Source organism: Virgibacillus sp. LDC1 (genome assembly GCF_025792345.1).
Classification (GTDB): domain Bacteria; phylum Bacillota; class Bacilli; order Paenibacillales; family Paenibacillaceae; genus Paenibacillus_AQ; species Paenibacillus_AQ lautus.
This window is the reverse complement of sequence record NZ_JAOXLZ010000001.1, coordinates 2035894-2060890: the sequence shown is the minus strand read 5'-3', so window position 1 is coordinate 2060890 and position 24997 is coordinate 2035894. Positions and strand designations below refer to the sequence as shown.

General features: G+C 49.6%; 19 protein-coding genes. 18 read left to right on the top strand and 1 reads right to left on the bottom strand.

The genetic code is table 11. The features are described 5' to 3' along the window. Window positions 1-135: 135 nt before the first annotated feature. Window positions 136-891, top strand: coding sequence for an isocitrate lyase/PEP mutase family protein (locus tag OHJ21_RS09220; RefSeq protein ID WP_486019889.1), 756 nt, complete (start codon window positions 136-138; stop codon window positions 889-891). 334 nt (window positions 892-1225) lie between these two features. Then, complete coding sequence (locus OHJ21_RS09215; RefSeq protein WP_486019888.1) at window positions 1226-4291, top strand: 3-keto-alpha-glucoside-1,2-lyase-like domain-containing protein; 3066 nt, start codon at window positions 1226-1228, stop codon at window positions 4289-4291. A 222-nt stretch (window positions 4292-4513) separates the two neighbouring features. Here the strand turns inward: OHJ21_RS09215 and OHJ21_RS09210 are convergent, their stop codons facing one another. Next, entirely contained in the window at window positions 4514-5965 is a 1452-nt protein-coding gene (locus OHJ21_RS09210; protein ID WP_486019887.1) for an RNA-guided endonuclease InsQ/TnpB family protein, read from the bottom strand. Window positions 5966-6140: 175 nt separating this feature from the next. Between OHJ21_RS09210 and OHJ21_RS09205 the strand changes: the two genes are divergently transcribed. The 16 genes from OHJ21_RS09205 to OHJ21_RS09130 all read left to right on the top strand — a co-directional run bounded on the left by OHJ21_RS09205 (window position 6141) and on the right by OHJ21_RS09130 (window position 24988). Continuing rightward, window positions 6141-7904 (top strand): cache domain-containing sensor histidine kinase, encoded by a 1764-nt coding sequence (locus OHJ21_RS09205; RefSeq protein WP_486019886.1) that lies wholly within the window; start codon window positions 6141-6143, stop codon window positions 7902-7904. After that, window positions 7891-9516 carry a helix-turn-helix domain-containing protein gene (locus OHJ21_RS09200; protein WP_486019885.1) on the top strand — a complete coding sequence of 542 codons (1626 nt, stop codon included), beginning with the start codon at window positions 7891-7893 and terminating at the stop codon, window positions 9514-9516. Before OHJ21_RS09205 ends, OHJ21_RS09200 begins: the two co-directional genes overlap by 14 nt. A gap of 130 nt (window positions 9517-9646) precedes the next feature. Next, window positions 9647-11050, top strand: coding sequence for an ABC transporter substrate-binding protein (locus tag OHJ21_RS09195; RefSeq protein WP_486019884.1), 1404 nt, complete (start codon window positions 9647-9649; stop codon window positions 11048-11050). A 72-nt stretch (window positions 11051-11122) separates the two neighbouring features. Further along, entirely contained in the window at window positions 11123-12022 is a 900-nt protein-coding gene (locus OHJ21_RS09190; RefSeq protein ID WP_486019883.1) for a carbohydrate ABC transporter permease, read from the top strand. 152 nt (window positions 12023-12174) lie between these two features. Then, window positions 12175-13077 (top strand): carbohydrate ABC transporter permease, encoded by a 903-nt coding sequence (locus tag OHJ21_RS09185; protein WP_486019882.1) that lies wholly within the window; start codon window positions 12175-12177, stop codon window positions 13075-13077. A gap of 32 nt (window positions 13078-13109) precedes the next feature. After that, window positions 13110-14120, top strand: a complete 1011-nt coding sequence (locus tag OHJ21_RS09180) for a glycoside hydrolase family 130 protein (protein ID WP_486019881.1) — start codon at window positions 13110-13112, stop codon at window positions 14118-14120. A 39-nt stretch (window positions 14121-14159) separates the two neighbouring features. Then, the gene (locus OHJ21_RS09175) at window positions 14160-15536 is read left to right on the top strand and encodes an FAD-dependent oxidoreductase (protein WP_486019880.1); all 1377 of its coding nucleotides are present in this window, start codon (window positions 14160-14162) and stop codon (window positions 15534-15536) included. Further along, window positions 15533-16540 carry an SGNH/GDSL hydrolase family protein gene (locus tag OHJ21_RS09170; protein ID WP_486019879.1) on the top strand — a complete coding sequence of 336 codons (1008 nt, stop codon included), beginning with the start codon at window positions 15533-15535 and terminating at the stop codon, window positions 16538-16540. Before OHJ21_RS09175 ends, OHJ21_RS09170 begins: the two co-directional genes overlap by 4 nt. A 286-nt stretch (window positions 16541-16826) precedes the next feature. Next, window positions 16827-18053: a copper amine oxidase N-terminal domain-containing protein gene (locus OHJ21_RS09165; protein WP_486019878.1), complete on the top strand. Its 1227-nt coding sequence runs from the start codon at window positions 16827-16829 to the stop codon at window positions 18051-18053. 74 nt (window positions 18054-18127) lie between these two features. Continuing rightward, complete coding sequence (locus tag OHJ21_RS09160) at window positions 18128-18463, top strand: cupin domain-containing protein (RefSeq protein WP_486019877.1); 336 nt, start codon at window positions 18128-18130, stop codon at window positions 18461-18463. Between the two features lie 295 nt (window positions 18464-18758). Continuing rightward, entirely contained in the window at window positions 18759-20036 is a 1278-nt protein-coding gene (gene codB, locus OHJ21_RS09155) for a cytosine permease (RefSeq protein WP_100537367.1), read from the top strand. Further along, on the top strand, window positions 20005-21273 hold the full coding sequence (locus OHJ21_RS09150) for a cytosine deaminase (protein WP_486019876.1): 1269 nt from the start codon (window positions 20005-20007) through the stop codon (window positions 21271-21273). Before codB ends, OHJ21_RS09150 begins: the two co-directional genes overlap by 32 nt. Before the next feature lie 386 nt (window positions 21274-21659). Beyond that, window positions 21660-22691, top strand: coding sequence for a Cfr family 23S rRNA (adenine(2503)-C(8))-methyltransferase (locus OHJ21_RS09145; RefSeq protein ID WP_100537365.1), 1032 nt, complete (start codon window positions 21660-21662; stop codon window positions 22689-22691). A 173-nt stretch (window positions 22692-22864) separates the two neighbouring features. Beyond that, window positions 22865-23128: a CD3324 family protein gene (locus OHJ21_RS09140; protein WP_100537364.1), complete on the top strand. Its 264-nt coding sequence runs from the start codon at window positions 22865-22867 to the stop codon at window positions 23126-23128. Between the two features lie 444 nt (window positions 23129-23572). Further along, complete coding sequence (rplD, locus tag OHJ21_RS09135) at window positions 23573-24172, top strand: 50S ribosomal protein L4 (protein WP_486021020.1); 600 nt, start codon at window positions 23573-23575, stop codon at window positions 24170-24172. Between the two features lie 336 nt (window positions 24173-24508). Beyond that, on the top strand, window positions 24509-24988 hold the full coding sequence (locus tag OHJ21_RS09130; RefSeq protein WP_326113753.1) for a GyrI-like domain-containing protein: 480 nt from the start codon (window positions 24509-24511) through the stop codon (window positions 24986-24988). Window positions 24989-24997: the final 9 nt, after the last annotated feature.

Below are 24997 nucleotides of genomic sequence, written 5' to 3'. Positions count from 1 at the left end.
GGTATCGAATAGTACTCGGTTTATACTACATACAAAAGTACGCCAGTCGATAATAGATGGGGAGAGGTATGGTATGGACATGACAAAACAGCTTGAAAAGCTTGCCGCCTTTAAAAAGCTTCACTCTAATTTATTTTGCCCAATGCATGGGATGCTGCGAGCGCGAACACTTTTGAGAAGTGCGGCTTCAAGGCAATCGGCACGACAAGTGCCGGCATAGCGGTTTCCCATGGGTATGCGGATCGGAATATGCCCTTCGATCGGATGTTGGATACGGTCCGCAGGATCGTGCAAACCGTGGATATTCCGGTTACCGTGGATATGGAAGACGGGTATGGACAAACACCTGATGAAGTCGCCGAGTCGGTTAAGCAGGTGATCAAGGCAGGCGCGGCGGGGATAAACATTGAAGACAGCGGCATGGATCGGCAAGCGCCGCTGCATGACATTTTACTCCAGCAAAACAAATTAGCCGTGATCCGGGCGCTGGGGAATGCCATGGGTTATCCTCTCTTTATCAATGCCAGGATCGATGCTTACTGGATCAAGTCTATGCCGCCTGCTGGGAGGCTTGAAGAGACGATCAAGCGGGCCCATGCCTACCAGGAAGCCGGGGCAGATTGTATTTTTGTTCCCGGAATCCAGGAAATCTCCGACATCCAGACACTGCGCCATGAAATAAGCTGTCCGATCAATGTATTGGCCGGACCGGGAATGCCTTCCGCAAAGGAACTTGAAGCGCTAGGGATTCAGCGCATCAGCACCGGCTCAGGACCTTTTCGCGCCGCAATATCGCTGCTGCATCGCATGGGCCAAGAAATGTTGGAGAAGGGAACTTTTGAGCACATGACTTCGAGAGTCCTTTCTTACGACGATTTATCGGAAAAGTAGCCTTGGTGCAATCAATGGAGACAGCGTCTGTGTAGATCTTCATTCCCGCAACGAAATGGCTGTCAGTGCATCGGCAGGCGAGAACAGTTAAAATGTGTCCCTGGAGAGTGGGCTTGCCCCACTCCATTTTTTATGGGCAGGGAATATAATCCATGGTGACAGAGGAAAGTTTGGATGGAGGGGGGTGAACGTCAGAGAGCGGGCTGCTTGCTTCCGATAAAATGTTAGCGCATTCAGAAAAAACCAAGCAAGAATACAACCGGGAGAACAGAAGCTGCGCTGCCTTATTATCGTGGGGCAGATGAATAATCTTGAGGAGGTATTTATGCTTACCATGACAAGAAAAGCAGTTAGTCTGTTGGTCGTGCTTGCCGTAATAATCACTGGATTCTCACCCCGAGCTGCGGATGCTGTAGAAATCGATAGCTATTCAATTTCTTCAATGGATATGACGGATGCCGCTGCTCCGGCATCTTTGGCACAGACCGCCGCTGCTCCGGCCACGATACAAAATTACCCGATGCCATCCATCTATACCGCATCCAGCGTGTTTTCGTTGAAAGCGAATAACGAAGCGATTCCTGTACTCAGTTATCTGGCTGATTATGATTATGCTCAATTTTCTTTTTCCGGCACGGTCCGTATCGAAGTTACCAACAATGTGCCGATTACATCATACTCCATCAGTCCTCAGGCTAAAAATATCGAAGGCACGGTCAACGGGAACAAACTAACGTTCTATCTTTCATCCTCAACCTATGTCATCGTGAAAATCAATGACCAGAGGAAGAAGATTGTTATCGCGGCAGATCCCTTGGAGACGGATATTCCCCCGTCCACAGGTGCCGGGATTTATAATGTGACGCAGTCGCCATACCATGCGGATAACACGGGTACGTCGCTGGCATCGGGTCCGATTCAGCAGGCGATCGATGACGCCCATCAAGCCGGCGGCGGCGTTGTATTCATACCGGCCGGTGTTTATAAGAGCGGGAACCTGACATTAAAAAGCAACGTAACCTTTTACCTGGCCGGCGGCGCCGTCATTGTCGGCACGGGCAGGGGGGAAGACTACGTGATTGATTTTCGCAAGGATTCACGAAACGCGGATGGAACGTATTTTATACGTACTGCCGTTGATTCCAGCAATATTACGATTCGGGGACGGGGAACCATTGATGGAAAAGGCATTGCGATGCGAGAGCGAAAGATGCCGGCGCCGAATAAAAATGAAGGGTTCCTCAATAACCTGCTCGTTCCGATCGCAACATCCAATTTTACTTTTGACGGCCTAATATTGCGGGATGGCGGTTTCTGGTCGTTCATGGTGGTTCGTTCCGACAATGTGACCATAAACAATCTTAAGGGATTCCAGGATTTATACAAAATCGAGAATGACGTTATCGATATCAACGAGAGTCAGAATGTGCTAGTTCAACATTCGATTGCCATATCGGATGATGACACGTATTCCACTAAAACTTGGCTGCAGACGGGGATGTCCAAAGACTGGCCGGGCGAGCTTGAACATTTGGAGAATGTGGTCTTTGATGACGCTTTTGCATGGACAAGATGCGCGGCTTTCAAGATTGGCATGGGCGTAGCCCAGCCGCAAATCGGCGTAACCATCCGAAATTCGTATGTCTATCAAAGCGCCCGAGCATTGCTTATTGATCATGGATACCAACTGAATACACTCCCGGAGGAAGGTTACGCCCAAAATATTACGTTTGAGAATATCGACATCGAACGCGTCGGTATCAATCAATTCGGGAACTATTGGCTTGGAGTGTCTACCAGCACTTCCGGCGATGTAAGCAATGTTGTAGTCAAGAACATTAATGTTCGCGAGACCGGCACCCAGAAATCCAGAATTTCCGGGAATGCCACGAAAGGCGGAAGGGTTAACGGGGTCACGTTCACGGATGTTTATGTTGGGGGCAAACTTGCAACAACCCTGGACGACTTGAATGTTACCGTTAATAACAATGTATATGGTATCGTTTTTGCCAATTCCAAGCCTCCGCTATTCAGCGACAATTTCGAAGACGGAAATACGGCGGGTTGGACGTCGATGTCCGGCGGTTGGACCGTCCCGACAGTTGGCACGAATCACGTGCTGTCCAGCGGAAATCAGACAACCACCTCCCTGATTACCGCTAATAGCGGAGGTTCATGGACGGATTACGTTTATGAAGCCAGATTAAGAATGCCCATCACCAATGCCAACGCGGGCATGGTCTTCAGGGTGCAGGATGCAAACAATTATTATATGTATCGCATTCATTCATCGAATCAACAGCTGGAGTTGTTCAAATCCGTAAATGGACAGCTGACGCTTGTAAACAGTATGCCGTTCACGGCCATTGAGAAACAGTGGTATAAGGTTAAGGCGGTTATACAAGGGAACACGATTTCCTGTTACGTGGATGGAGAATTAAAGATGGAATGGACCAATCCTGTAACCGAATTGACGGCTGGGGGGATCGGATTCCGGACCACCTCGGCGGGCGTCCATTTTGACGATGCCGTGGTTAGTCTCCTCAATAAAGCGCCTGAGGAGATTGCCCTTTCACACAACAGTGTTGTTGAAAACACGACGGCGGGAGGCATGGTCGGAACCTTTTCCACCAGCGACCCTGATGCGGAAGAAACATTTTCTTATATGCTGATAGCAGGTTCAGGGGATGAGGACAACGGCAGCTTCACCATTTCGGACAATAAGTTGTTACTAGCCGTAACGCCTGATTACGAAGCCAAGGACAGCTACAGCATCCGGGTGAGGAGCACAGATTCAGGAGGACTGTACGTTGAGAAGAACTTTACGATCCATGTCACGGACGTGAATGAACCTCCCGTGAATCCGGATCCTACGGTCATTGTATTCAGCGACGATTTCGAAGATGGAAATGCCGGAGGATGGACGTCTGCTTCAGGTTCTTGGGATGTAATAACTGACGGCACAAATGCCTTGATTCAGAATCAAGCTGCCACTGCAGTCATTGCTGCCGGCGATTCGTGGACGGATTATACGTATGAGGCCAAAGCGAAAATGCCCATCACCAATGCCAACGCAGGCATTCTCTTCAGGGTACAGGATGCGGGTAATTTCTATATGTTCCGAATCCATTCCGCAGCCCAAAAGCTGGAGTTGTACAAATCCGTGGACAACGTCATGACCCTTGTATCCAGTACCCCGTTTACAGCTCAGGCGAACCAGTGGTATACGATGAAGGCTTCTATTGAAGGGAACGCAATAAAAGGTTATGTGGATGGAGAATTAAAAGTGGAATGGACCAATCCCGATACGGAACTGACAGCAGGAAAAATAGGATTTCGGACCACTTCGGCAGGCGTAGCTTTTGATGATGCTGTGGTACTGGCACCTGATTCGATCTAACTTGAAGGCATCCCGTACCGTGTCAATAAAAGCCGATCCACAGGTCGGTCAGCGTTAAGAGGATCATACGAAGGAGCTGCCCCTAACGCCATGATTGGCTGCCAGGGACAGCTTCGTTTTTTTGCATTGTCGTACAGGGGATGCAGTGACATAATCAAAGAATGAATACTCCCGCCACTTACCTAGGCAGTCGCTTCGGTTGAAGTGCGGGTTTCAGATGTCTCAACCTGAAGGTTTCAGGATGCTTAACACCCTTGGAGTTGACACGTTGATGGACTGGTTACCATCCAACCCCTCTATCCCATCCGAAGGCTTAGCAGATACGTTTGGGAATACTTTGCGTATAATGTTGGCTGCTCCGTTCACATCGGCATGAATCACGCCCGCCTGGCTCGCATACAGCCCGCGATAAATCCGCTTGCCGGAGAAGAGATAGGTTCCTCCCTCACCGAAACGCGGCAACGGATCTTTATCCAGGAAGCTCGCTTTTGACGTATAGGCTTCTTCCGTCAGGATCACCGTGATTCCCTTTGCTGCTGCCTTATACTGGATCATCGCAATGAGCTGCTTGTGCGGGAGGTGACAGAACGACTGGTTGTTTCGCCGTCCCATGGCGGATTCTTGTTTCCATCCTGCATTATGACCGATGACGATCGTACCGATCCTCTGCTCTTCGGCCAGTCTGACGATATGATGACTGGCTTTGTGAAACAGGTCTTTGATCAGGCGGTGGCGCTGCAGATGCAATCGTTCCAATCGTTTGGATGTGTGTGTGCCTTCACGCGGGTTTTTACCCTGACGAAGAATACTCGTGTAGTGCGCTTTCATCTTGTTATAATACTGATTGATCGCTTTGACGATCCTGCCCTTCACGATCACCGGCTGTAAGCCGGTTGTCGTGACCATGGTTGCAAGATTGTCTACACCCAAATCAATCGCCATGATGAAATTAGAATGGCTGACGTCCGGTACTTGTTCCCCCTCTGTGTTCTGCTCTTCCATTGGACACGTGAAGACGAGTTCGATAACATAGTGCCCATGATGAGGTACGACACGCGCCTGCATGAACTTGCCGTCGGTACGCCCTAGCTTGCCGATGTTCAGTCTCAGCTTGGTTCGGGGGAACTTCAGGAACTTTCGGTCTTTGATGACGCAATCTTGATTCGAGAACACCACTTCCTTCACCTTGCTGCGGGCGTAGCCCGGAATCTTCGGCTTGCCGGTAAAGGTCTCCGGATGTTGACGATACGCCTTCATGCTGGCGAAAAAGGCCGCCCAGTTCTGGAAGACGACCTTCAGAATGCCTTGGCTGCTTTGGGCCGGGAGGGAGCGATAATCGGGTTGCTCCATCACTTTGAACAAGGCATCCAAGAAAGAATAAGACAGGAAGGGCTGCTCTGGCGAAGGCAACGTAAAGGGCCGGGAACGATTTTTCACGCTTCTTCGCTCGTTCATCGCATCCAGATGTGCGGACAGGGTGTTCATCACTTGTTGTTGCAACGGCTGACAAGCCGATAGCTGTCCCTTTGCGGTAAACACTTGCCGGATATAAAAGCTAGCCGTATTGTACAGGTTTTTTGCACACTGACCCAATGCATCCAGATAGGCAAACAACCGATGCCCCGGCTTGATCCATACTTGATAGGTTCTATACCCGAGTGCTGGAACGGACAAGATTTCACCTCTTTTCACTTCCGGAATACGAATGTATGTTCCTGTTTATTATACCGCTACATTGGAAGAAAAGAAAGAACATCTTGTAGGCCCGGACAAGAAATCGCCGATTCACCTCTCCACTTGCAGAAGTGGGAGTACTCTCGGCATGGGTAGATAGAATTTAACGGAAGGCGTGAACAGCTTGGACTACCTCCGCAGGCAATCATTCCGCAACAAACTCAAGGTCGCTTTTCTGGCTGTCATCGTGCTTTCTGTCCTGATGACCGGAGGGTTGTCTTATTATATCTCGGCTGCCACGCTGGAAAAGAATGCGCTGAAGCTCACGCAGGATACGGTGGTCAGATCCGCGCAGATCGTGGATGAGAAGCTGAACAAACTGATGCTGATTATGATGACGTTTATGATCAGCCAGCCATTCTACGACATGCTGAAGGATGCCGCCTCCGGGGATGCCAGCAGATATTACACGCATCTGAACGATCTTGATAACGTTTTCTCGCAGGCGCGGATCGCCGAACCGCTTATCCAATCGATCTACGTATTTACGCCGATTGGCGAATTTTATCCTTCGTCCATGAACCGCAATCGGCTCACCGAATTCGAGGATACCGTTCTGTATGCGCGCATCGAGCAGGAGAAAAAGAACCTGTGGGTGGAGGGTCATGAGGATATGCTCTTCTCCGGCAAGGAACGCGTCATTTCGCTTATTCTGGAGCCGATCTTTGACACCCCGGTCAGCGGTGTTTATATTGTCGTGAATATCCGTGAGGACGGTTTCCGCAAGCTGGTCCAGGGGAACATCGCGGAAGGGGCGTCCAGCTTCTTGCTGAACGCTGATGGAGAGGCGGTTTACCCCGTGAAGGAACCGCTGGTCAGGCAGGCAGTGGAGACGGGTAATTTGAGTGGCTTGATGAGCCGCTCGGAGGGAAGTCAGCCCTTTGAAATGGAAGGCCAGACCTATCTGCTTAATTATGCCCGTCTCGGCATTGCGGATTGGACCATGACCACCATCCGTTCCCGGGCCGACGTGCTCCAGGACATGGTTTTTGTCAAATGGCTGATCGCCGGGGTTACGCTGGCTGCTTTTACCGTCACCACGTTGATTTCGGGCGCATTTTCACGCTATTTGCTAAAACCGCTGCAAGGGCTGCTGAAGGTGATGAAGCGGGTCGAGAACAACGATCTGACCGCCCGTTTTGAGAGCGGCAGCGGAGATGAACTGGCTCAGGTGGGATTTCGGTTTAACCGGATGCTGGAACAGATTGTGGTGTTGATTGATGAGGTTACGGAAGCGCAGACGCATAAGCGATCTGCAGAGATCAAGGCGCTGTCAGCGCAGATGGACCCGCATTTTCTGTACAACACGCTCAACACCATCTACTGGAAATTGAAATTGAAGCAGATCGAGCCGTCGCAGCAAATGGTCATGTCGCTCTCACGCCTGTTCCAACTCGGATTGAACAATGGTCAGGAAATTACGACACTGTTGAAAGAACTGGAGCATGTGCGCCAGTATCTGGAGCTGCAGTTAAGCTGCTATGAAGGCTTATTCTCTTATGAGATCCATGTACGCGAACCGGAGGCGTCATCGCTTTCGATTCCGCGCATCATTTTGCAGCCGCTGGTGGAGAACAGCATTTTGCACGGTTTTCGCGACCTGAAGAACGGCGGCCTAATCGAAATCGAGATTAGCGGGGATGAGAAACGCTGGACGATTGCCGTACGTGATAACGGAAGGGGAATGGACCAGACCCAAGTGCGCGAACTCTTTTTGCAGGAGTCGAAGAAGGGATATGCGGTGTCCAATCTGATCCGGCGGCTCCGGCTCTATTATGGGGACGGTGCGGAATTTCACGTAGACAGTGCGCCGGAGCGCGGAACCGAAATACGGATTTCATTGCCCAAGAAAGGGGAGCATTTGGATGAGCAATCCTGAGGCGATCAGTCTCTGCATTATCGACGATATTAAAAGCGTGGTGGACGGACTGACCGCGATGAACTGGGAAGAGCAGGGGATTCGGGTCGCAGGTGTATCGAGCAATGGGGAAGAGGGGCTTACGCTGATCAACGGGCTGTGTCCGGATCTGGTTATTACCGATATCCGAATGCCGATCATGGACGGGTTGAGCATGCTGCGTTTGGTGCTGGAAGAGAACCCCGGCTGCAAGGTCATTTTGATCAGCGGCTATGCCGATTTTGAATATGCGCAGCAGGCGGTGCAGCTGGGGGCGTTTGATTTTGTGGTGAAGCCCTTCACAGAAGAAGATATGATGTCGGCTGTGCTGCGAGCCAAAGCAGAGGTTATGGAAGAGAGGTCCAAACGGTTAAGTTTGAGGGATATGGAGAACAAGCTTCGCGAGAGCATGCCGGCGCTGCGACAGGAATACTTTGCGCTGCTCATAAGCCACCGCACTTCCTGGGAAGAGGCCTCGGAACGGTGGGAGTTTCTGAATATTGAGCTGGAGCCGCGCGGATTCGTGGTAATGCTGATTGAAATTGATCGTTTCCGGGAGCAGGTTGCCGAGCAGTCCGTCCAGGAAATGGAGCTGATCCGGTTCTCGCTGTTGAATATTATGCAGGAGACGCTTGCGCATTATGCGCAAAGCGTTCTTTTCCGCGCCCGTCACGACCAGTACCTGGCCGTACTGAACGATACAGGACCGTCCTGTCCGATTGAAATCGCCGAGCAGTGCTGCCGGAATATTGAACGATACACCAAATTTACGGTCTCGGTCGGGGTCGGCGGCAGGGTGGAGGAGATCAGCGGTCTTCCGGATTCCTATCGCCAGGCTCATCGGGCGCTCTCCCATCACCTGTTTACCGAAGGCAATGCGGCCATTGAGTATGACGATATCCACCAGAGCGGAAGCCAGGAGCCGCTGGCTTTGGAGTACAAGGAAGAGCTCCTGCTGGCCCTTCGTTCCGGAAATGCTGTCCGGACGGACGCGATTCTAACCGCGATTTCGGAAGCGCTGCAGAAACGAATCTCCCGGCAAAATCCGGATTATCTCCTCAGCCTGTACGATGAGCTGGCAGCTTCAGCAATCCGCACGCTTTACGAAATGGTTCCCTATTCGGAGATACAGCCGATGATTCAGAAATTCAGAACGGTACAAGGGACGGCGGGGCTATCGCTAGCCTCTTTGCAGCGTCAACTGCTTGCCTTGTGCACGGAGGGAGCCGAGCTGGTTCGCCGGAACAGCTTATCCGAAGGGCAGAAGGTTATTTATAATGCCATAGGCTATATCAAAGGCCGCTTGTCCGAGGATATTACCGTTGGCGAATGTGCCGCCCATGTGCATCTCAGTGCCAGCTACTTTTCCAGCTTATTCAAGCAGGTGACCGGAATGACGGTCACACAGTATATCACCTCGGAACGCATTCAAAAGGCGAGACTGCTGCTGGTGGAGGGGGCACAGGTGCAGGAGGTGGCTGCGGCGGTAGGGTATGAGGAGCGCAGATATTTCAGCGAGATGTTCAAGAAGATCACCGGCCAGACACCGTCGGAATTCAGGGCGGGCTATCACATGGAGCGGCCAGAGGCGTGAGGTGCCTGCTGCAGGAGACCATAGAATTCTATCCCTTGAGAGTGAATTTGCCTCACTCCTTTTCCGAGAACGGGATTCTATAATAAAAAACGAGCTCACAATACAAACGTTAATCAAAGGGGTAGAATGTATGCGAAAAAAATGGTTAAGTCTCGGCTTGAGCCTCATTCTGGCAGCCGGAATCGCAGGCTGCGGCGGGAACGACAACAGCAGCAATGGCGGCACGACGAATGGCAAGTCTGACGGCGGAACGGCAGCACCATCAACCGAGACGGGCCAACCCGTACAGCTTAAATACTGGACTGACGACCGTCATGACCAGGAGTATATCAAGGAATTGATCAACAAGTTCAATGAAACTAACGGAGATAACATCCAGGTGGAATTGACGGTCATGTCCGAGAATTACGCGCAAAGCGTCGACATTGCCTTTTCCAGCAACCAGGCGCCGGATGTACTGCGTCTCAAGAGCGCCAATACGTCCGGATTTGTCAAAAAAGGGTATCTCGCCCCAATTGACGAGTATCTGACCGATGACTTGAAAGCGAAGTTCGGCAGCCTGCTGATCGACGATGTCAACCGTTTTGACGGCAAGGTGTACTCGCTTGCCAATACCGGTCTCACCATGCGTCTGGTCTACAACAAGGATCTCTTTGCCAAAGCGGGCATTGAGAATCCTCCGAAATCGCTGCAGGAAATGGTGGAGGATGCCAAGAAAATTACCGAAGTCGGCAAGGCCGAGGGCATCTATGGTTTTGCGCTGAACTTCAAAAATCCGAAGCAAGCATTTGACCGTTCCGTCCGGGAGATTCTTTCCTTGAGCGGTTATCAGGGACTTGGCTTTGATCTGAAAACAGGCCAGTTCGATTTCGAGCCTTACTCGCAGGTCATTGAATATTTCAAGCAAATGCATAAAGACGGAAGCATTCTGCCTGGCGCGGAAGCGCTGGACATCGACCCGCTGCGCGCCCAATTCGCCGCAGGCAAAATCGGGATGTATCTATCCTTCTCGACGGAGCCCGGCGTGTACATGGATCAATTCCCGACCGAAATCAACTGGGGGGGCGCATTGGCTCCAACGCTTGACGGTCAGATCAAGGGAACTTCCGAAATCGTGTCCGCCGGAACGTGGCTCGGCATCAGCGCCCAATCGGCCAATAAGGAAGCGGCTTGGACATTCATGCAGTATATGTACGGCGATGAGGTTCTGAAGACCTATCACGAAAAAGGCTTCGGGATTGCCATTGTACCGAGCATTGTAGAACAGGCTAAAGATCCGGAGATCAATGGCATGGAAGGCTTCCTGGTCGGGGAACACGACTCGCTCTGGCCTGCTTCGCCAAACGTTACTCCGGAGGGATCCACCTATGCGGACGCTTTCTTCAAATATATCCTTACCGATGAAGACCTGAAAGCGATTACGGAGGATTTAAACACAAGATACAACGCCGCATTGTCCAAAGCGGTGGAGAAAGGCGAGGTCAACGTAACGCCAAACCCTGCCTTTGATCCAACCAAACCGCAGGGAGAATAACAGGCGAGGATGGGGCTGCCGCACGCATTTTTGGCGGATGCCCCTTTTCTTTCCCCGAAGGAGGAACCCATCGTGAATATGAAATGGAAACGGCTAGGGGAGAATGCTCTTTTTCTATCGCCGAGCATCATTTTGACGGCTGCCCTGGGCATCTACCCCTTGATATGGATGCTGCGTTATATGTTTTATGACTATGCCGGGTATGGCGAAGCGCTGTTTGTTGGGCTGGACAATTTTCGTCGGCTGATGCGCGATGCGCTGTTCTGGGAATCGGTTGGCAATACCTTTGTCTACGCCGGAGGCAAGCTGCTGCTGACGCTGCCATTGTCCCTGCTGCTCGCGGTCATCCTGAACGGCAAGCTGCGAGGCGGAAAACTGCTGCGAGGGATCTATTTTATGCCGACAATCATCAGCACCGCAGTTATCTCCGTGGTGTTCTATACGATCTTCAATTCCTATAACGGGATGGTTAACACCGTATTGATGAAGCTGCACCTGGTCTCGCAGCCGATCGACTGGCTCGGGCCGAAGCATGCGATGCTTACGGTCATTATGGTGGCGGTATGGGGCGCGGTCGGCAATTATATGCTGCTGTTTCTGGCCGGACTGCAGAGCATTCCGCAGGATTTGTACGAGAGCGCGGCCATGGACGGGGCAAACGCCGGAAGACGGTTCTGGAGCATTACGCTTCCGATGCTGGCTCCGGTAGCCCAGTTGGTCATCATGCTCGCAATTATCGCATCCCTGAAAGGCTATGAGAGCATTATGCTCATCACGGAAGGCGGACCAATCGGCAAAACCGAGGTCATGTATCTCTATCTATACAAACTTTTATTCCCGGTATCCACGGGTTCGCCTGTGGAGCAGCAGCTTGGATACGGCAGCGCCGTAGGCTTCGTAACCGCTGTTATTGTGGGAGCGATCACGGGCTTGTATTTCTTATTGAGCCGGAAAATGAACAAGTTGTATTAAAGTTTCTTTTAAAAAGCTCACTTAACATGATTTTCGAACATGCACTATATGCAACAATAGATGCCAAATTTAGCGAAGGCCCTTACGATTTGACAACAACGCCGCAGATCGGTTGATCATGAACGGCTGCAGGCGTGCAGGAGGATCAGCAAATGAACGAACAGGTATTACCCCAACAACCGGATGCGCGCGGCAAAATCGCCGCCCGCCCGCCTTCCGGTCCCACAGGCAGAATTGTGGGCCGTACGGTGATGTGGCTGTTCTTATTGATAACGGCGATACTGACATTATTTCCACTGTTGATGACATTGTCCGGTTCGCTCAAGACCGGCGCCGAAATGATGACCGGCGGCAGCCTGCTGCCGGCCAAGCTGCAGTTCGTCAACTACGCCGAAGCCTGGAAGCAGGCTAATTTTGCCCGCTATACCTGGAACAGCGCTTTTGTCAGCATTATGGTTACTGTTGGCACCCTGCTGGTAGCTGCCATGGCGGCTTATGTGGTGGACCGTCGCTATTTTCCCGGCAAATCCCTGTATGTGACGACGCAGGCGTCGATGATGTTTATATCCGTCGGTGCCATTGTGCTGCGCCCGCAATTCGATTTGATGGTCGCGCTGAACCTGAATACCACGCTGTGGGGCGTGATCCTGATTCTCATCAGCGCCCATTCCAGCACCTTTTTTATGCTGCTGGGTTTCTTCAAAGCGATTCCCCGCGAGCTTGACGAAGCGGCCATGGTGGACGGCTCCGGGTTTATCCGAACCTTCTTTCGGATTATTCTCCCGCTCCTGACACCAGGGCTTGGCGTGGCCGGGCTGTTTGCTTTCCGTCATGCCTGGAACGAATACATTCTGCCGCTGGTGTTCACGATGACGAATCCGCAGCTGCAGACGCTCACCGTCGGGCTGGCGAATCTCCGTTACGGTTCTTCCGCGGCCATGCAGATCCATTTGATGATGGCGGGAGCATGTCTGTCGATCCTGCCGATGCTTCTTGTTTATATTGTGGCGAACAAGTCGTTTATTCAGGTGACAGCGGGTTCAGTCAAAGGTTAAACACAATACCATATACAAGGAGCATGATGCACATGAGTTTTAAAGTAGGACCTTTGTTTTCCAGCCCGGTCATTACCCGGCATTCGGCGAATCCGATTCTGACACCGGGTGATGTGCCCTACGGTCCGGCGTTGGTCTTTAATGCCGGGGTTACCAAATTTAAAGGCAAGTATGTGATGGTTTTCCGCAATGACTACGGTGATGAACATCAAGGAATTGTTGCCCCTCATCATACGACGAATCTTGGGCTGGCCTTCAGCGATGACGGCATAAAGTGGGATGTGCAGCCGGAACCGTGCTGGTCTTGGCATGATGAAGAGGTCATCCGCGTGTATGACCCGCGTCTAACGGTAATCGGCGAACAATGTTATATGTGCTTTGCGGTCGATACCAAGCACGGGCTGCGCGGCGGCATCGCCGTCACCGAGGATTTCCGATCCTTCGAGGTGCTGAGCCTGTCGCTGCCGGACAACCGCAACATGGTATTGTTCCCAGAGCGGATCGGGGGCAAGTACGTCCGGCTGGAGCGTCCGATGCCTGTATACAGCCGGGGCGGGATCGACCGCTTCGACATGTGGATGAGCGACTCGCCTGACCTGAAATACTGGGGCAACTCCAAGCTGCTCCTGGCGGTTGAAGATGTAGCTTATGCCAATGACAAGGTAGGCCCCGGCGCTCCGCCCGTCAAAACGAACAAAGGCTGGCTGACTCTGTTCCATGCCGTGGACATCGATCCCAGCAGAGGCAAGAACGGCTGGGAGGACAGCTGGAAGAAGCGCTATACATCCGGCATTTTACTTCTGGATCTTGCCGATCCCAGCCGGATCATCGGCATGGCGGAGACGCCGCTGCTTGCCCCGGAAGCCGATTACGAGACCGATGGGGGCTTCCGCAATCATGTTATTTTTCCGGGAGGCATGATTCTGGAAGAAACCGGGGAAGTCAAAATCTACTACGGCGCCGCCGATACCGTAGAATGCCTGGCAACTGCGCATGTAGATGATTTGCTGGATCTCTGTCTGAAAGGCACAGTCCATAAGTAATGTTGACATGTTAAAGCTATACAGAATGGGGAGGTTTCTATGAAAGGACATATTACGTTGCCATCCGCCAGCATTCCGGTTGCCCGCGAGGTGGATGTGCTTGTCATCGGAGGAGGTGCTTCCGGCATCGCCGCCGCCATTGCCGCTGCGAAAGGGGGGGCGCAAACGATGCTGGTGGAGCAGCGAGGGTTCCTTGGCGGTATGGGCACGGTTGCGCTCGTTCCGGCTTTTTGTCCCTTTACGGATAAGCGGAAGCCGATTATCCGCGGTCTCGGCCTTCAATTGATGGAACGGATGAAGCAGGCATGCGATCCTCAGTACCGCGAGGAATATCAAGAGATGCTGGATTGGGTGCCGATCGATCCCGAAGTGCTGAAGCGGGTTTATGATGATGCCATTCTGGAAAGCGGTGTGACGACGCTGTATCACACCTTTGTTTACGATGTTGTCCGGTCTGAGGACCGCCGGAAGGTTGAAGGTGTCGTTGTCGTTAACAAAACAGGACGGTCTTTCATCCCCTGCAGGTATATTATCGATTGCTCGGGAGATGGGGATATTGCCGCTCTGGCGGGAGTTCCTTTTCAGAAGGGCGGGGAAGCGGGCGAGCTTCAGCCCGGCAGCATGTGCTATCTGCTTGCGAATGTGGACCGTCCACGGTTCAGACGGTACCTGGAGGAGAGCGGGGATACGGGCCAACTTCACAAGACGGTGGAGCTGGCGATCGAGGACGGTGCGCTGCCGGAGGGCCGCAAGTCGATCTCCGGCCTTGCTTGGGTCAGCGACTATTTGGTTGGCGTCAACTTTGGCCATGTATTCGGCGTTGACGGCACCCTTGCCGAGGATTTGACGCGGGGGGCGATTGAAGGGCGCCGCACGGCGGAACGTCAGCTGCAGTTCTTCCGCCGCTACGTGCCGGGTTTTGAACACGCCCATATGGTGGCGAGCGGGGAGCAGCTCGGCATCCGGGAGACGCGGCGGATCGAAGGGGACTATATCTTGACGGTCGATGACTTCCTTGCTGCGCGTTCCTTCCCGGACGACATTGCCCGCAACGCATACTATATCGATATCCATCTCGCCAACAGCAAAAGTGAAATGACCTTTAACCACCTGCCGCCGGGTGTTTCACACGGCGTCCCATACCGGATTATGCTGCCGGTTGGCATCGACAACCTTTGGGTTGCCGGACGCTGCGTATCCTCGGACCGAGCAGTGCAAGGCTCCCTCCGGGTGATGCCGAACTGCTTCTCCATGGGCCAGGCCTCGGGTACGGCGGCTGCATTGGCGCTGCGGGATGGCATCGGCTCGCGCGGCATTTCCGTAGCCGAGCTTCAGCAGCGGCTGCTGGAGCAGGATGTATGGCTAGGAGAAGATTTCATTCCGGCTGAGAAGCAGAAGGAAGGGAATGCGCCGTGAAGCAGCTTCCATTAACGGACGAGTGGTTCCACGGTGCCGTTTCGCTCGAGCACCGGGAAGAGGGTATCAAGCCGTGGCGTATTCCTTACATGGATTACGAGCTGTATCCGCCTGCGGGAATCGATGGCAAAGCCGAGATATGTGCCGGTGTTCGCCTGCGGCTGCGTACGGACTCCACCGAGGTGGCAGTATCTTTCGCGCCGCTTGCGGATGCCGCCGCTATGGATTGCGTGGCAGGAGGAGAATTATATCAGACGCTTAGCCTGGCCGTCGGGGCAACAGAAGCTTTGTTCAGTGGACTTGAGGGCGGAATCAAGGATTTGGAGATTTGGCTCCCGCAAAATATAGGAATAACGGTCAACGGCCTGCGGATCAGCGCCCATGCTGTCGGAGTCCCGCTGCCGGACACCCGGCCCCGCTGGATTACGTACGGGAGTTCCATTACCCAGTGCGTCGGGGCTTCCAGCCCTTCCCGCGCTTGGCCTGCCATTGCCGCCGAAGCCTGCGGCTTCAGCTTGACCAATCTCGGCTTCTCCGGCAACTGCCACATGGAACCGATGATCGGGCGCCTGATTCGCGACTTGCCGGCCGATTTCATCTCGATATGTGCAGGCGTGAACATCTATGGCGGGGGCACCTTAAGCCCACGTATGTTCAAGCCGCTGCTGATTGGACTGCTGGAGACGATACGCGACAAACACAGGGATATCCCGCTGCTTGTCATTTCTCCGATTTATGGCACCGTCCGCGAAACGCAGCTCAATTCGTTGGGTTTCACCCTGCCCATTATGCGGGAATTCATCCGCGAGACCGTGGAGCTGCTAAGGGCTCGAGGCGATCGCCAGTTGTTCTATCAGGATGGCTTGAACTGGTTCGGTCCGGAGGATGAAGCCTTTCTGACGGATGGTCTGCACCCTGGAGCCGAGGGGTATGAGCTGCTGGGCCGGCGTTTCCATGATCTTCATGAATTTGCGTTCCGGGCTGTACATCGAAACACGGAGTGATGAGTTTCTACTATATTCGGTATGACCCATGGGAAATCATCATAGCAACCCAGATGAAGAGAATATCGAATATAAAAATCGGTTGATCTATCTTTATGTTAAAATATTAAATTTATAAAACCCGTTGATGATCTTGATAAGTCCAACGGGTTTTATTTTTGTATATCAGAAGACGATCAAGCCTGTTGATCTTGTTACCAATTATTACATACCTTATAATCTCATTGTGCGACAATGCGTGCACAGTAAGGATAAGAACAAATTCAAAAAGATGAGGAAGTCACCCATGAAAAAATTGCTAGTATGCGCATTAGCTATCATGCTAAGTTTAACTGCGTTTCCCCCCGCTATTTACGCTTCTGAAGTCCGAGTATCCGTGGATGGGCGTGAAGTACAATTCCCAGATGAGCACCCATACGTTGATCAGAGATCCAACCTTACGATGGTTCCACTTGCTTTTGTATCCGACAAGCTCGGAGCTACTGCGAAATGGAACGGAAAATTAAAACAAATCACGATCTTGCTTAACCGTGACATCATTATTTTGGTGATTGGCCAAAATCATGCACTGGTGAATGGAAAAAGAGTAGACTTTGAAGGGTCGGCGGTGCTCAAAAACGGTCGCACGATGGTTCCGCTGCGCTTTATTAGTGAAACCTTGCATGCAATTGTGGAATGGCAGCCCGCGCACAATCGGGTGAACATTATGTCCTCAGTTGCTAGTGTTCCGAAAGGAACATGGATATGGGACAGTAACATCATCAAACAAGATCAAGATATCATTATAAGCTTCGCAAAAATGAAAGGTGTGACATCTATTTACCTTCAGGTTGATAGAGATATAGATCCTACAATTTATGAGGGCTTTATTCGAAAAACGAAGAGCGAAGGAATTCAAGTAGAAGCACTTGAGGGTCGTCCCGAATGGGCCTATAAGTCTAAGCAGGAGGAGATTCAAAAATTTATAGCCTGGGTCAAAGCCTATAACTCCTCTGTCGGTCCGGAAGCAAGCTTTTCGGGATTGCATTTCGATATTGAACCTTATGCGCTAAGTGAATGGACGAAGGACAATACGACGATTCTTGAAAGCTGGATGGACAATATGAGACTGATCGAGAAAGAAACCAAAGGAAGCGGCTTGAAAATTGCGATCGACGTTCCATTTTGGCTAAATACGATTAATGTACCGGGGAAGGATTACAGTATGAGCGCATGGATGCTGGAGAAGTTCGATTGCCTCGTCATTATGAATTATCGGAATCATGCGTTAGGCAGCAATGGAATTGTGGAAAATGCGCAGGCCATGCTGAGAGAGGCCTCCACGCTGAAGAAGAAAGTTGTTGTTGCTGTAGAAACGCTCATAAGCAAAGAGGGTCCGAGGGTCTCATTCTATTCCATGAGCAGCGAAGTGATGGAAAAAGAGCTGCAGTCCGCCCATAATCAATTGGCGCACTACGCAAGCTATGCCGGCTTCGCCATTCACGATTTCAAAAGCTGGCAGGACATGAAATAGAGGACAAATTGTATAAATAGGCAGGCAACTCGGGTATATCCCGCCGAAACTGAACCTCGTTTGCACAATTTTTTGTGGGGCAAAGTTATCTTAAAACCTTGATCGCCGACCCTAAAGTAAATGTTGGTGTGGGGAATGTAACCTTTGAACCGGGATGTCGAAACAACTGGCATATCCATCGAGGTGGATTCCAAATTTTATTAGTCACTGGAGGCGAAGGGTGGTACCAAGAAGAAGAAAAACCGGCTCAATTCTTAACGGCTGGTGATGTGATCGTCACTCATGATGGTGTGAAACATTGGCATGGTGCCGCCAAAGACAGCTGGTTTGAACACATTGCGATCACGGCGGGTAAGCCGGAATGGTTGGAACCTGTCTCGGATGAAGTATATGGGAGAGCAGCTATATAAACGGGACGCAAAATAAACACCATTGGATAATTATAACATTGACAATCGTAGGTTTTTCCAAAATAATAGAATGTAATTGAATACTGGTACCTTTAATTCAGTCCAGAGAGGCTGGCAAGGGCAGCGGATTTTTATAATCACGCGTGTATGAGCGAGTATTCCGTCAGGGATGCTCTGCGTCTTCGCGCGGGTTATGATGTACTAAAAAGAGGCTACTTGTCAGTTTAAGACTTGACGAGTAGCCTCTTTTTTCTGCTTCTTTGGTATCAGAACACTTTAACCTGGAGGTATTCTGATGAGCAAACAAGATCAAGAGTTTTCGTGGCAAGAGGTGCCGAAAACGCAGAGAAACCATTTTTGGAAGACGTTATCCGTTATGTTAGGGTTCACTTTCTTTTCGGCAAGCATGCTGGCAGGGGGGACATTGGGCGTCAGTTTGACGTTCATGGAGTTCATCGGCGTCGTGCTGGCGGGCAATTTGGCGCTCGGCATCTATACGGGAGCGCTGGCACATATTGCTGCCAAAACGGGCCTTTCCACGCATTTGCTGGCAAAATATGCGTTCGGTGAGAAAGGGTCGTACCTGCCTTCGTTCCTGCTCGGCTTTACGCAGGTCGGATGGTTCGGCGTCGGCGTGGCGATGTTTGCGATCCCGGTCGCCAAAGCGATGGATTGGAACGTGTACCTGTTGATCTTCTTGTTTGGTCTCGCCATGACGGCATCGGCCATCTTCGGCATGAAGTCGCTCGTCATTTTGGGTTATATCGCGGTTCCAGCTATTACCATTCTCGGTGGTTACTCCATGTTCGAGGGCGCAGATACGCTGGGCGGACTTCAAGGGTTGCTCGATTACACGCCGACACAGACACTCACCACGGCAGCGGCATTGACCATTTGCATCGGTTCATTCATTAGCGGCGGAACGCTGACGCCCGATTTTGCACGGTTCTCCCGGACTTCCCGGCAGGCAGTTACCGCTACGGTCATTGCGTTCTTCCTGGGGAATTCACTCATGTTCCTGTTCGGCGCTGTCGGCGCAATGGCCTATAACCTGGCAGATATCTCGGAGGTCATGTTCCTGCAAGGGTTGATCCTTCCCGCGATCATCGTACTAGGGCTGAATATCTGGACGACCAACGATAACGCCCTTTACGCTTCCGGACTGGGATTTGCCAACATCACAAAAATTTCGAAAAAATTCTTCGTTATTGTAAACGGCATTGTGGGTACCGTATTGGCCATGTGGATGTACAATAATTTCGTCGGTTTTCTGAATGTGCTGGGTGCGGCGGTACCGTCCATCGGGGCCATCATCATCGCGGATTACTTCTTCGTGAAGCGCAGAAACTATAAGCCGTTTGCCGACATGACTTTCAAGAAGGTAAACTGGATAGCGATGGTGGCTTGGGCTATCGGCGTAGCGTTCGCCCAGCTTGCCCCAGGAATAACGCCATTGAACGCACTAATTGGTACGGCGGTGGCCTACATCGTGTTAATGCTGATCGTTCCTGCCAAAGAATCCAAAGAAAAGGGGAAAAACAATGATTATACAGAACGCAAAATTGCGGGGTAAAGAAGGTTTATGGAATATCGTCGTGAACGACGGGAAGTTTGTAAAAATAACGCAGGCGCTGGAAGCGACAGGGAATGAGGAAGTCATTGACGTCAACGGCTCACTTGTGCTGCCGCCGTTCATTGAACCTCATATTCATCTGGACACCACATTAACGGCGGGCGAACCGGAATGGAATTTGAGCGGTACACTGTTCGAAGGCATACAGCGTTGGTCAGAACGCAAAGCATTCCTGACGCATGAAGACGTCAAAACACGCTCCAAAACGGCACTGAAGTGGCAGATGGCGCAGGGCATCCAGCATGTACGGACGCATGTGGACGTCACCGATCCCAGCCTGACCGCAGTTAAAGCGATGCTTGAAGTGAAAGAAGAAATGGCTCCATACATCGACATCCAGCTCGTTGCTTTTCCCCAGGAAGGCATTCACTCTTACCCGAACGGCGTGGAATTGCTGGAAGAGTCCCTGAAAATGGGCGTTGACGTGGTCGGCGGCATACCGCACTTCGAATTCACGAGGGAATATGGCGTCGATTCCATGAAGGTTGCGTTTGACCTCGCCGAAAAATACGACCGTCTGATCGACATCCATTGCGACGAAATCGATGACGAACAATCCCGCTTCGTGGAAGTCGTTGCCAAAGAAGCCTACGAACGCGGGCTGGGCTCGCGTACAACGGCAAGCCACACGACAGCGATGGGGTCATACAATGATGCATATACGTACAAATTGTTTAGATTGCTGAAGATGGCTGACCTAAATTTCGTCTCCAATCCTCTGGTTAACATCCACCTGCAGGGACGCTTCGATACGTATCCGAAAAGAAGAGGGCTGACTCGCGTCAAAGAGCTGCAGGAAGCGGGTCTTAATGTGTGCTTCGGTCACGATGACATCTTTGATCCATGGTATCCGCTAGGCACGGGCAACATGCTTCAGGTGCTGCACATGGGCATCCATGCTTCGCAGCTGCTCGGATACGATCAGATCGTGAATTCGATCAATCTCATTACGAAAAACAGCGCAAGAACGTTGCATATCGAAGATGTGTACGGTATTGAAGAAGGTAAGCCTGCCAACTTCATCGTCCTTGAAGCAGAGAATGAATATGAGGCTATACGCAAACAGGCCGGAGTGCTTTATTCGTTCAGAGGCGGCCGTAAAATCGCGGAAACGAAGCCGCGGGACACGTCGATCATTCTTGAAGGCGGTTCGGAGAAGGTCACTTTCAATAAATGACATCTAAGACTTTTTCGCGGATCTATATCAATACTTAGAACAACTAAAGAATTCTATACCTGTAAATGACTCTTCTTGACCGTAATATAGTTATTGTGTTAAGTTTTTCATGTGATAATGATGAATAATGATGGGAGGGATAAAGTGATGACTGCTTCTGAAATTGTAGATGTAAATGTGAACCTGTCTTTTAAAGCGATGTTTGACAAGGTTCACAAAATAACAAATCAGATACCGGAACTTTATCCTTCTATGCATATATACAATTCGTGACTCATTTATAGTTAGTCTCTTACTTTTGTATAAGTATAGTTAGGTTAATGTACGCAAAAAAGCACCGGTAAGCTGGTGCTTTTTTGCGTTTCTCCGTTAAAAGGGAGATAGATATGAAGCATTTATCAAAGTATGAGAAAATTCGTAAAATCTTATCGGCTCTAAAACAACCTAATTATAGATATTCGCAAATAACAGAGGCAATTTTCAAGAACAAGATTGGAAATTTTGAAGCAATGAACAACTTGCCAAAGCCATTAAGAAATGAATTAATCAAAGAGCTTGGAAACGAAGTGTTAAGCATCACACCAAAAATGGAGCAGAAATCCAATCAAGTTAGTAAAATTCTGTTTGCCATTCCTGGTAATGAATACATTGAGTCCGTAAGATTAAGTTATAAAACGGGATGGGAATCGTATTGTATCTCTTCGCAGTGTGGTTGCGGATTTGGTTGTACATTTTGCGCTACGGGAACACTTGGTTTGAAAAGGAATCTCACGACGGATGAAATAACGGATCAACTTCTTTTCTTTACTTTGAATGGCTATCCATTGGACAGTGTGTCCTTTATGGGGATGGGGGAGGCACTTGCAAACCCATACGTGTTTGATGCATTGCATGTGTTGACGGATCCTCAGCATTTCGGTTTAGGGCATCGAAGAATTACGGTTTCTACAATAGGTTTATTACCTGGAGTAAAAAAGTTGACGAAGGAATTTCCACAGATTAATTTAACGTTCTCCCTGCATTCACCATTTAATGATCAGAGAAGTGAGTTAATGCCAATTAACAGTCATTTTCCATTAGAAGAAGTTATGACCGTGTTGGATGAGCATATTCAACAAACGAAGCGAAAGGTCTACATTGCTTATATACTTCTAAGGGGAATAAACGATTCCACTAAACATGCTGAAGCTGTTGCTGATTTGTTGCGTGGAAGAGGGTCATGGGAACATTTATATCATGTTAATCTAATCCCTTACAATTCCACTGATGCCACACCACAAAGTTTTGTAGAGTCGGATCAGAACCGTATAAATACGTTCCTTAAAATCTTGAAGTCAAAAGGAATCCATGTCACCGTCAGAACCCAATTTGGATCGGACATCAACGCGGCATGCGGTCAACTATATGGATCAAAATAAGTTTATGGAAAAATTATAGCTGCTAGGAGGGAATTACAATATTCCATAAAAATACATCTATAACACATGTGTTACTCCATGCAGAGCCGGTTTTGGGTATTTGCATGGAGTAGCCAATAGCATTTAAACTGGCTTTGCTACTTGAACTATAATTTTCAAGGAGTGAGTCGCTCGTGAGATATATTAATGCTTCTGTCGTCTTGCCGGAGGAATTAGTTGAAAAATTACAGGAATATGTTCAAGGTGAATACCTCTATATACCAGCTAGAAAAAATGAATATAAAGTCTGGGGAGAGCTGTCTGGCGCACGAAAAGAGATTAACAAAAGAAATGATGATATTCTGAATGCCTATTTATCTGGCGCTTCCGTCGAGGAGCTCTCAGAATCATTCTTTTTATCAACCTATGCTATCCGAAAAATAATATATCAGAAATAGATACCTACGTTCCCCTTCAAGTGTGCTAAATCGAGCACGATTCTTGAAGGGGTTTTTTATAATAAAAAGAAGAGTTTCGGAACACTGAGTATCCACTTATAAGTTAATTAGCAACAGATATATGTTAACTAATATAAAATACTACAGCATCGTTTTGTATATAGATCATGATTTTTCAATCTGCTATCGTGTAGATGTAGGGGAACATGGGATTTAAACCATTTAAATTTGCACCAGGAGGGGGTCGAAGTGATGGATGTTATCGTACATACTTCGATTGCAATATAAGTGAGTAGGAAGAAAAGGTTGATTTTCTAAATCTAATAAAACAACTGATTATCATGATTTCTGCTCACTTTTGAGCTATACGTTCCTATATAAAATCCACTTTTTATGATGATAATCAGGAGGTAGCTAAGATTGTTAAACGTCTCTGTTTATAATATGGAAGGTAAAATTACGGGTGAAATGGAACTTGAAGAATCCATCTTCGGCATTATCCCCAATGAATCGGTTCTGCATGAAGCTGTTGTGAACCATCTTGCGAACAAGCGTAGCGGGACACACTCGACTTTAACTCGTGGCGAAGTTAGAGGTGGTGGCAGAAAACCCTATAAACAAAATAAAATTAATAAATCTAGAGCGGGTTCCATTCGTATGCCGCACTGGCGTCACGGAGGTATTGCCTTCGGTCCCAAACCTCGTGACTATGGATATCGTCTCAATAAAAAGGTTAAACGTCTTGCGATCAAATCAGCTCTATCCGCCAAAGTACAAGATAACGAACTCATTGTAGTTGACCGTATTACACTTGAAAGCTACAGGACAAAATCGATCGTCGCCATGCTTAAAGCTCTTGATGCCAATAAGAAAGTGCTTCTCGTAACTCCTGAGGTGGATCACCTTGTGTATAAAAGCGCAAATAACATTCCTGAGGTGCAGACAACTAAAGCAAACTCGCTGAATGTATATGATATTCTTAATTGTGATACGTTCATTATAGCTAAGGATGCTATAAAAATAGTTACAGAAATATATATCTAAAAAACAAACGGAAATGAGGTGATCACGAAAAGCAAAAGAACATAAGTGAACATTTAGAGTCGCAGATAATCCCCTTTAAGTAGACAATGTGTAAAAAGCGCATTAGGTTTACTTGAAGGGGATTTTTCATGGGCGAAATACGGAAGACATCAATTACTTAGCCCATTAGATGATGGTCTAGATTGGCGCATGGTTCTCGATATACCGCATGATGATATTGATCCGTCTGACCTTTTTTCATCGACTCCATAAACAGTATCACTTTTTGACATGATTTAAGAATATGATAAACCCATCAAGTAAAAAGAAAATTTAAAGAAGAGGCAGGGATTGAATATGACAAACTATACGCTTGAGGAAAAAGACAGCTTTATCGTATTAGGAATTGGAACGGAGCTTCAGAGCGATTATACAGACTATGCTGGCATAAGCAAGGAGAAGGCCGACTTTTGGGAGGCCGTGCAACAAGATGGAAGGCTGGACACGTTAAAGGCCATCGCTGCAAATGACTACATTTTTGCCGTTAACGAAGCGGTGAATAACAAGATGATGTACTACGCTGGCGTTGTGACTGAGGAATCGGTACCCGAAGCAACCCGCGTTATCCAATTTCCTAAAGGGGAATACCTCGTTGTAAAAGGGGAAGGGAAGACGGCTGATGAGTTGAGTAATAAACTTGCTGGCATTGCCTTTGGTCAAGTATTGCCGGAAGCCAAGAATTTCGCCTATGTCGGCGGGCCAAATGCAGCGGTTGAGATGGGGCAGCGAAACGGCCTCGCATTTGGTGAAATGTGGATTCCCGTTGTCAGGAAATAAGGAGGGATG

What these genes read in the sequence shown, in the direction of transcription:
- OHJ21_RS09145 (WP_100537365.1), top strand. Translation starts at nt 21,660, where the DNA reads ATGAAGCATTTATCAAAGTATGAGAAAATTCGTAAAATCTTATCGGCT.
- OHJ21_RS09200 (WP_486019885.1), top strand. Translation starts at nt 7,891, where the DNA reads ATGAGCAATCCTGAGGCGATCAGTCTCTGCATTATCGACGATATTAAA.
- OHJ21_RS09150 (WP_486019876.1), top strand. Translation starts at nt 20,005, where the DNA reads ATGATTATACAGAACGCAAAATTGCGGGGTAAAGAAGGTTTATGGAAT.
- codB (WP_100537367.1), top strand. Translation starts at nt 18,759, where the DNA reads ATGAGCAAACAAGATCAAGAGTTTTCGTGGCAAGAGGTGCCGAAAACG.
- OHJ21_RS09130 (WP_326113753.1), top strand. Translation starts at nt 24,509, where the DNA reads ATGACAAACTATACGCTTGAGGAAAAAGACAGCTTTATCGTATTAGGA.
- OHJ21_RS09195 (WP_486019884.1), top strand. Translation starts at nt 9,647, where the DNA reads ATGCGAAAAAAATGGTTAAGTCTCGGCTTGAGCCTCATTCTGGCAGCC.
- OHJ21_RS09175 (WP_486019880.1), top strand. Translation starts at nt 14,160, where the DNA reads ATGAAAGGACATATTACGTTGCCATCCGCCAGCATTCCGGTTGCCCGC.
- OHJ21_RS09165 (WP_486019878.1), top strand. Translation starts at nt 16,827, where the DNA reads ATGAAAAAATTGCTAGTATGCGCATTAGCTATCATGCTAAGTTTAACT.
- OHJ21_RS09185 (WP_486019882.1), top strand. Translation starts at nt 12,175, where the DNA reads ATGAACGAACAGGTATTACCCCAACAACCGGATGCGCGCGGCAAAATC.
- OHJ21_RS09215 (WP_486019888.1), top strand. Translation starts at nt 1,226, where the DNA reads ATGACAAGAAAAGCAGTTAGTCTGTTGGTCGTGCTTGCCGTAATAATC.
- rplD (WP_486021020.1), top strand. Translation starts at nt 23,573, where the DNA reads ATGGAAGGTAAAATTACGGGTGAAATGGAACTTGAAGAATCCATCTTC.
- OHJ21_RS09180 (WP_486019881.1), top strand. Translation starts at nt 13,110, where the DNA reads ATGAGTTTTAAAGTAGGACCTTTGTTTTCCAGCCCGGTCATTACCCGG.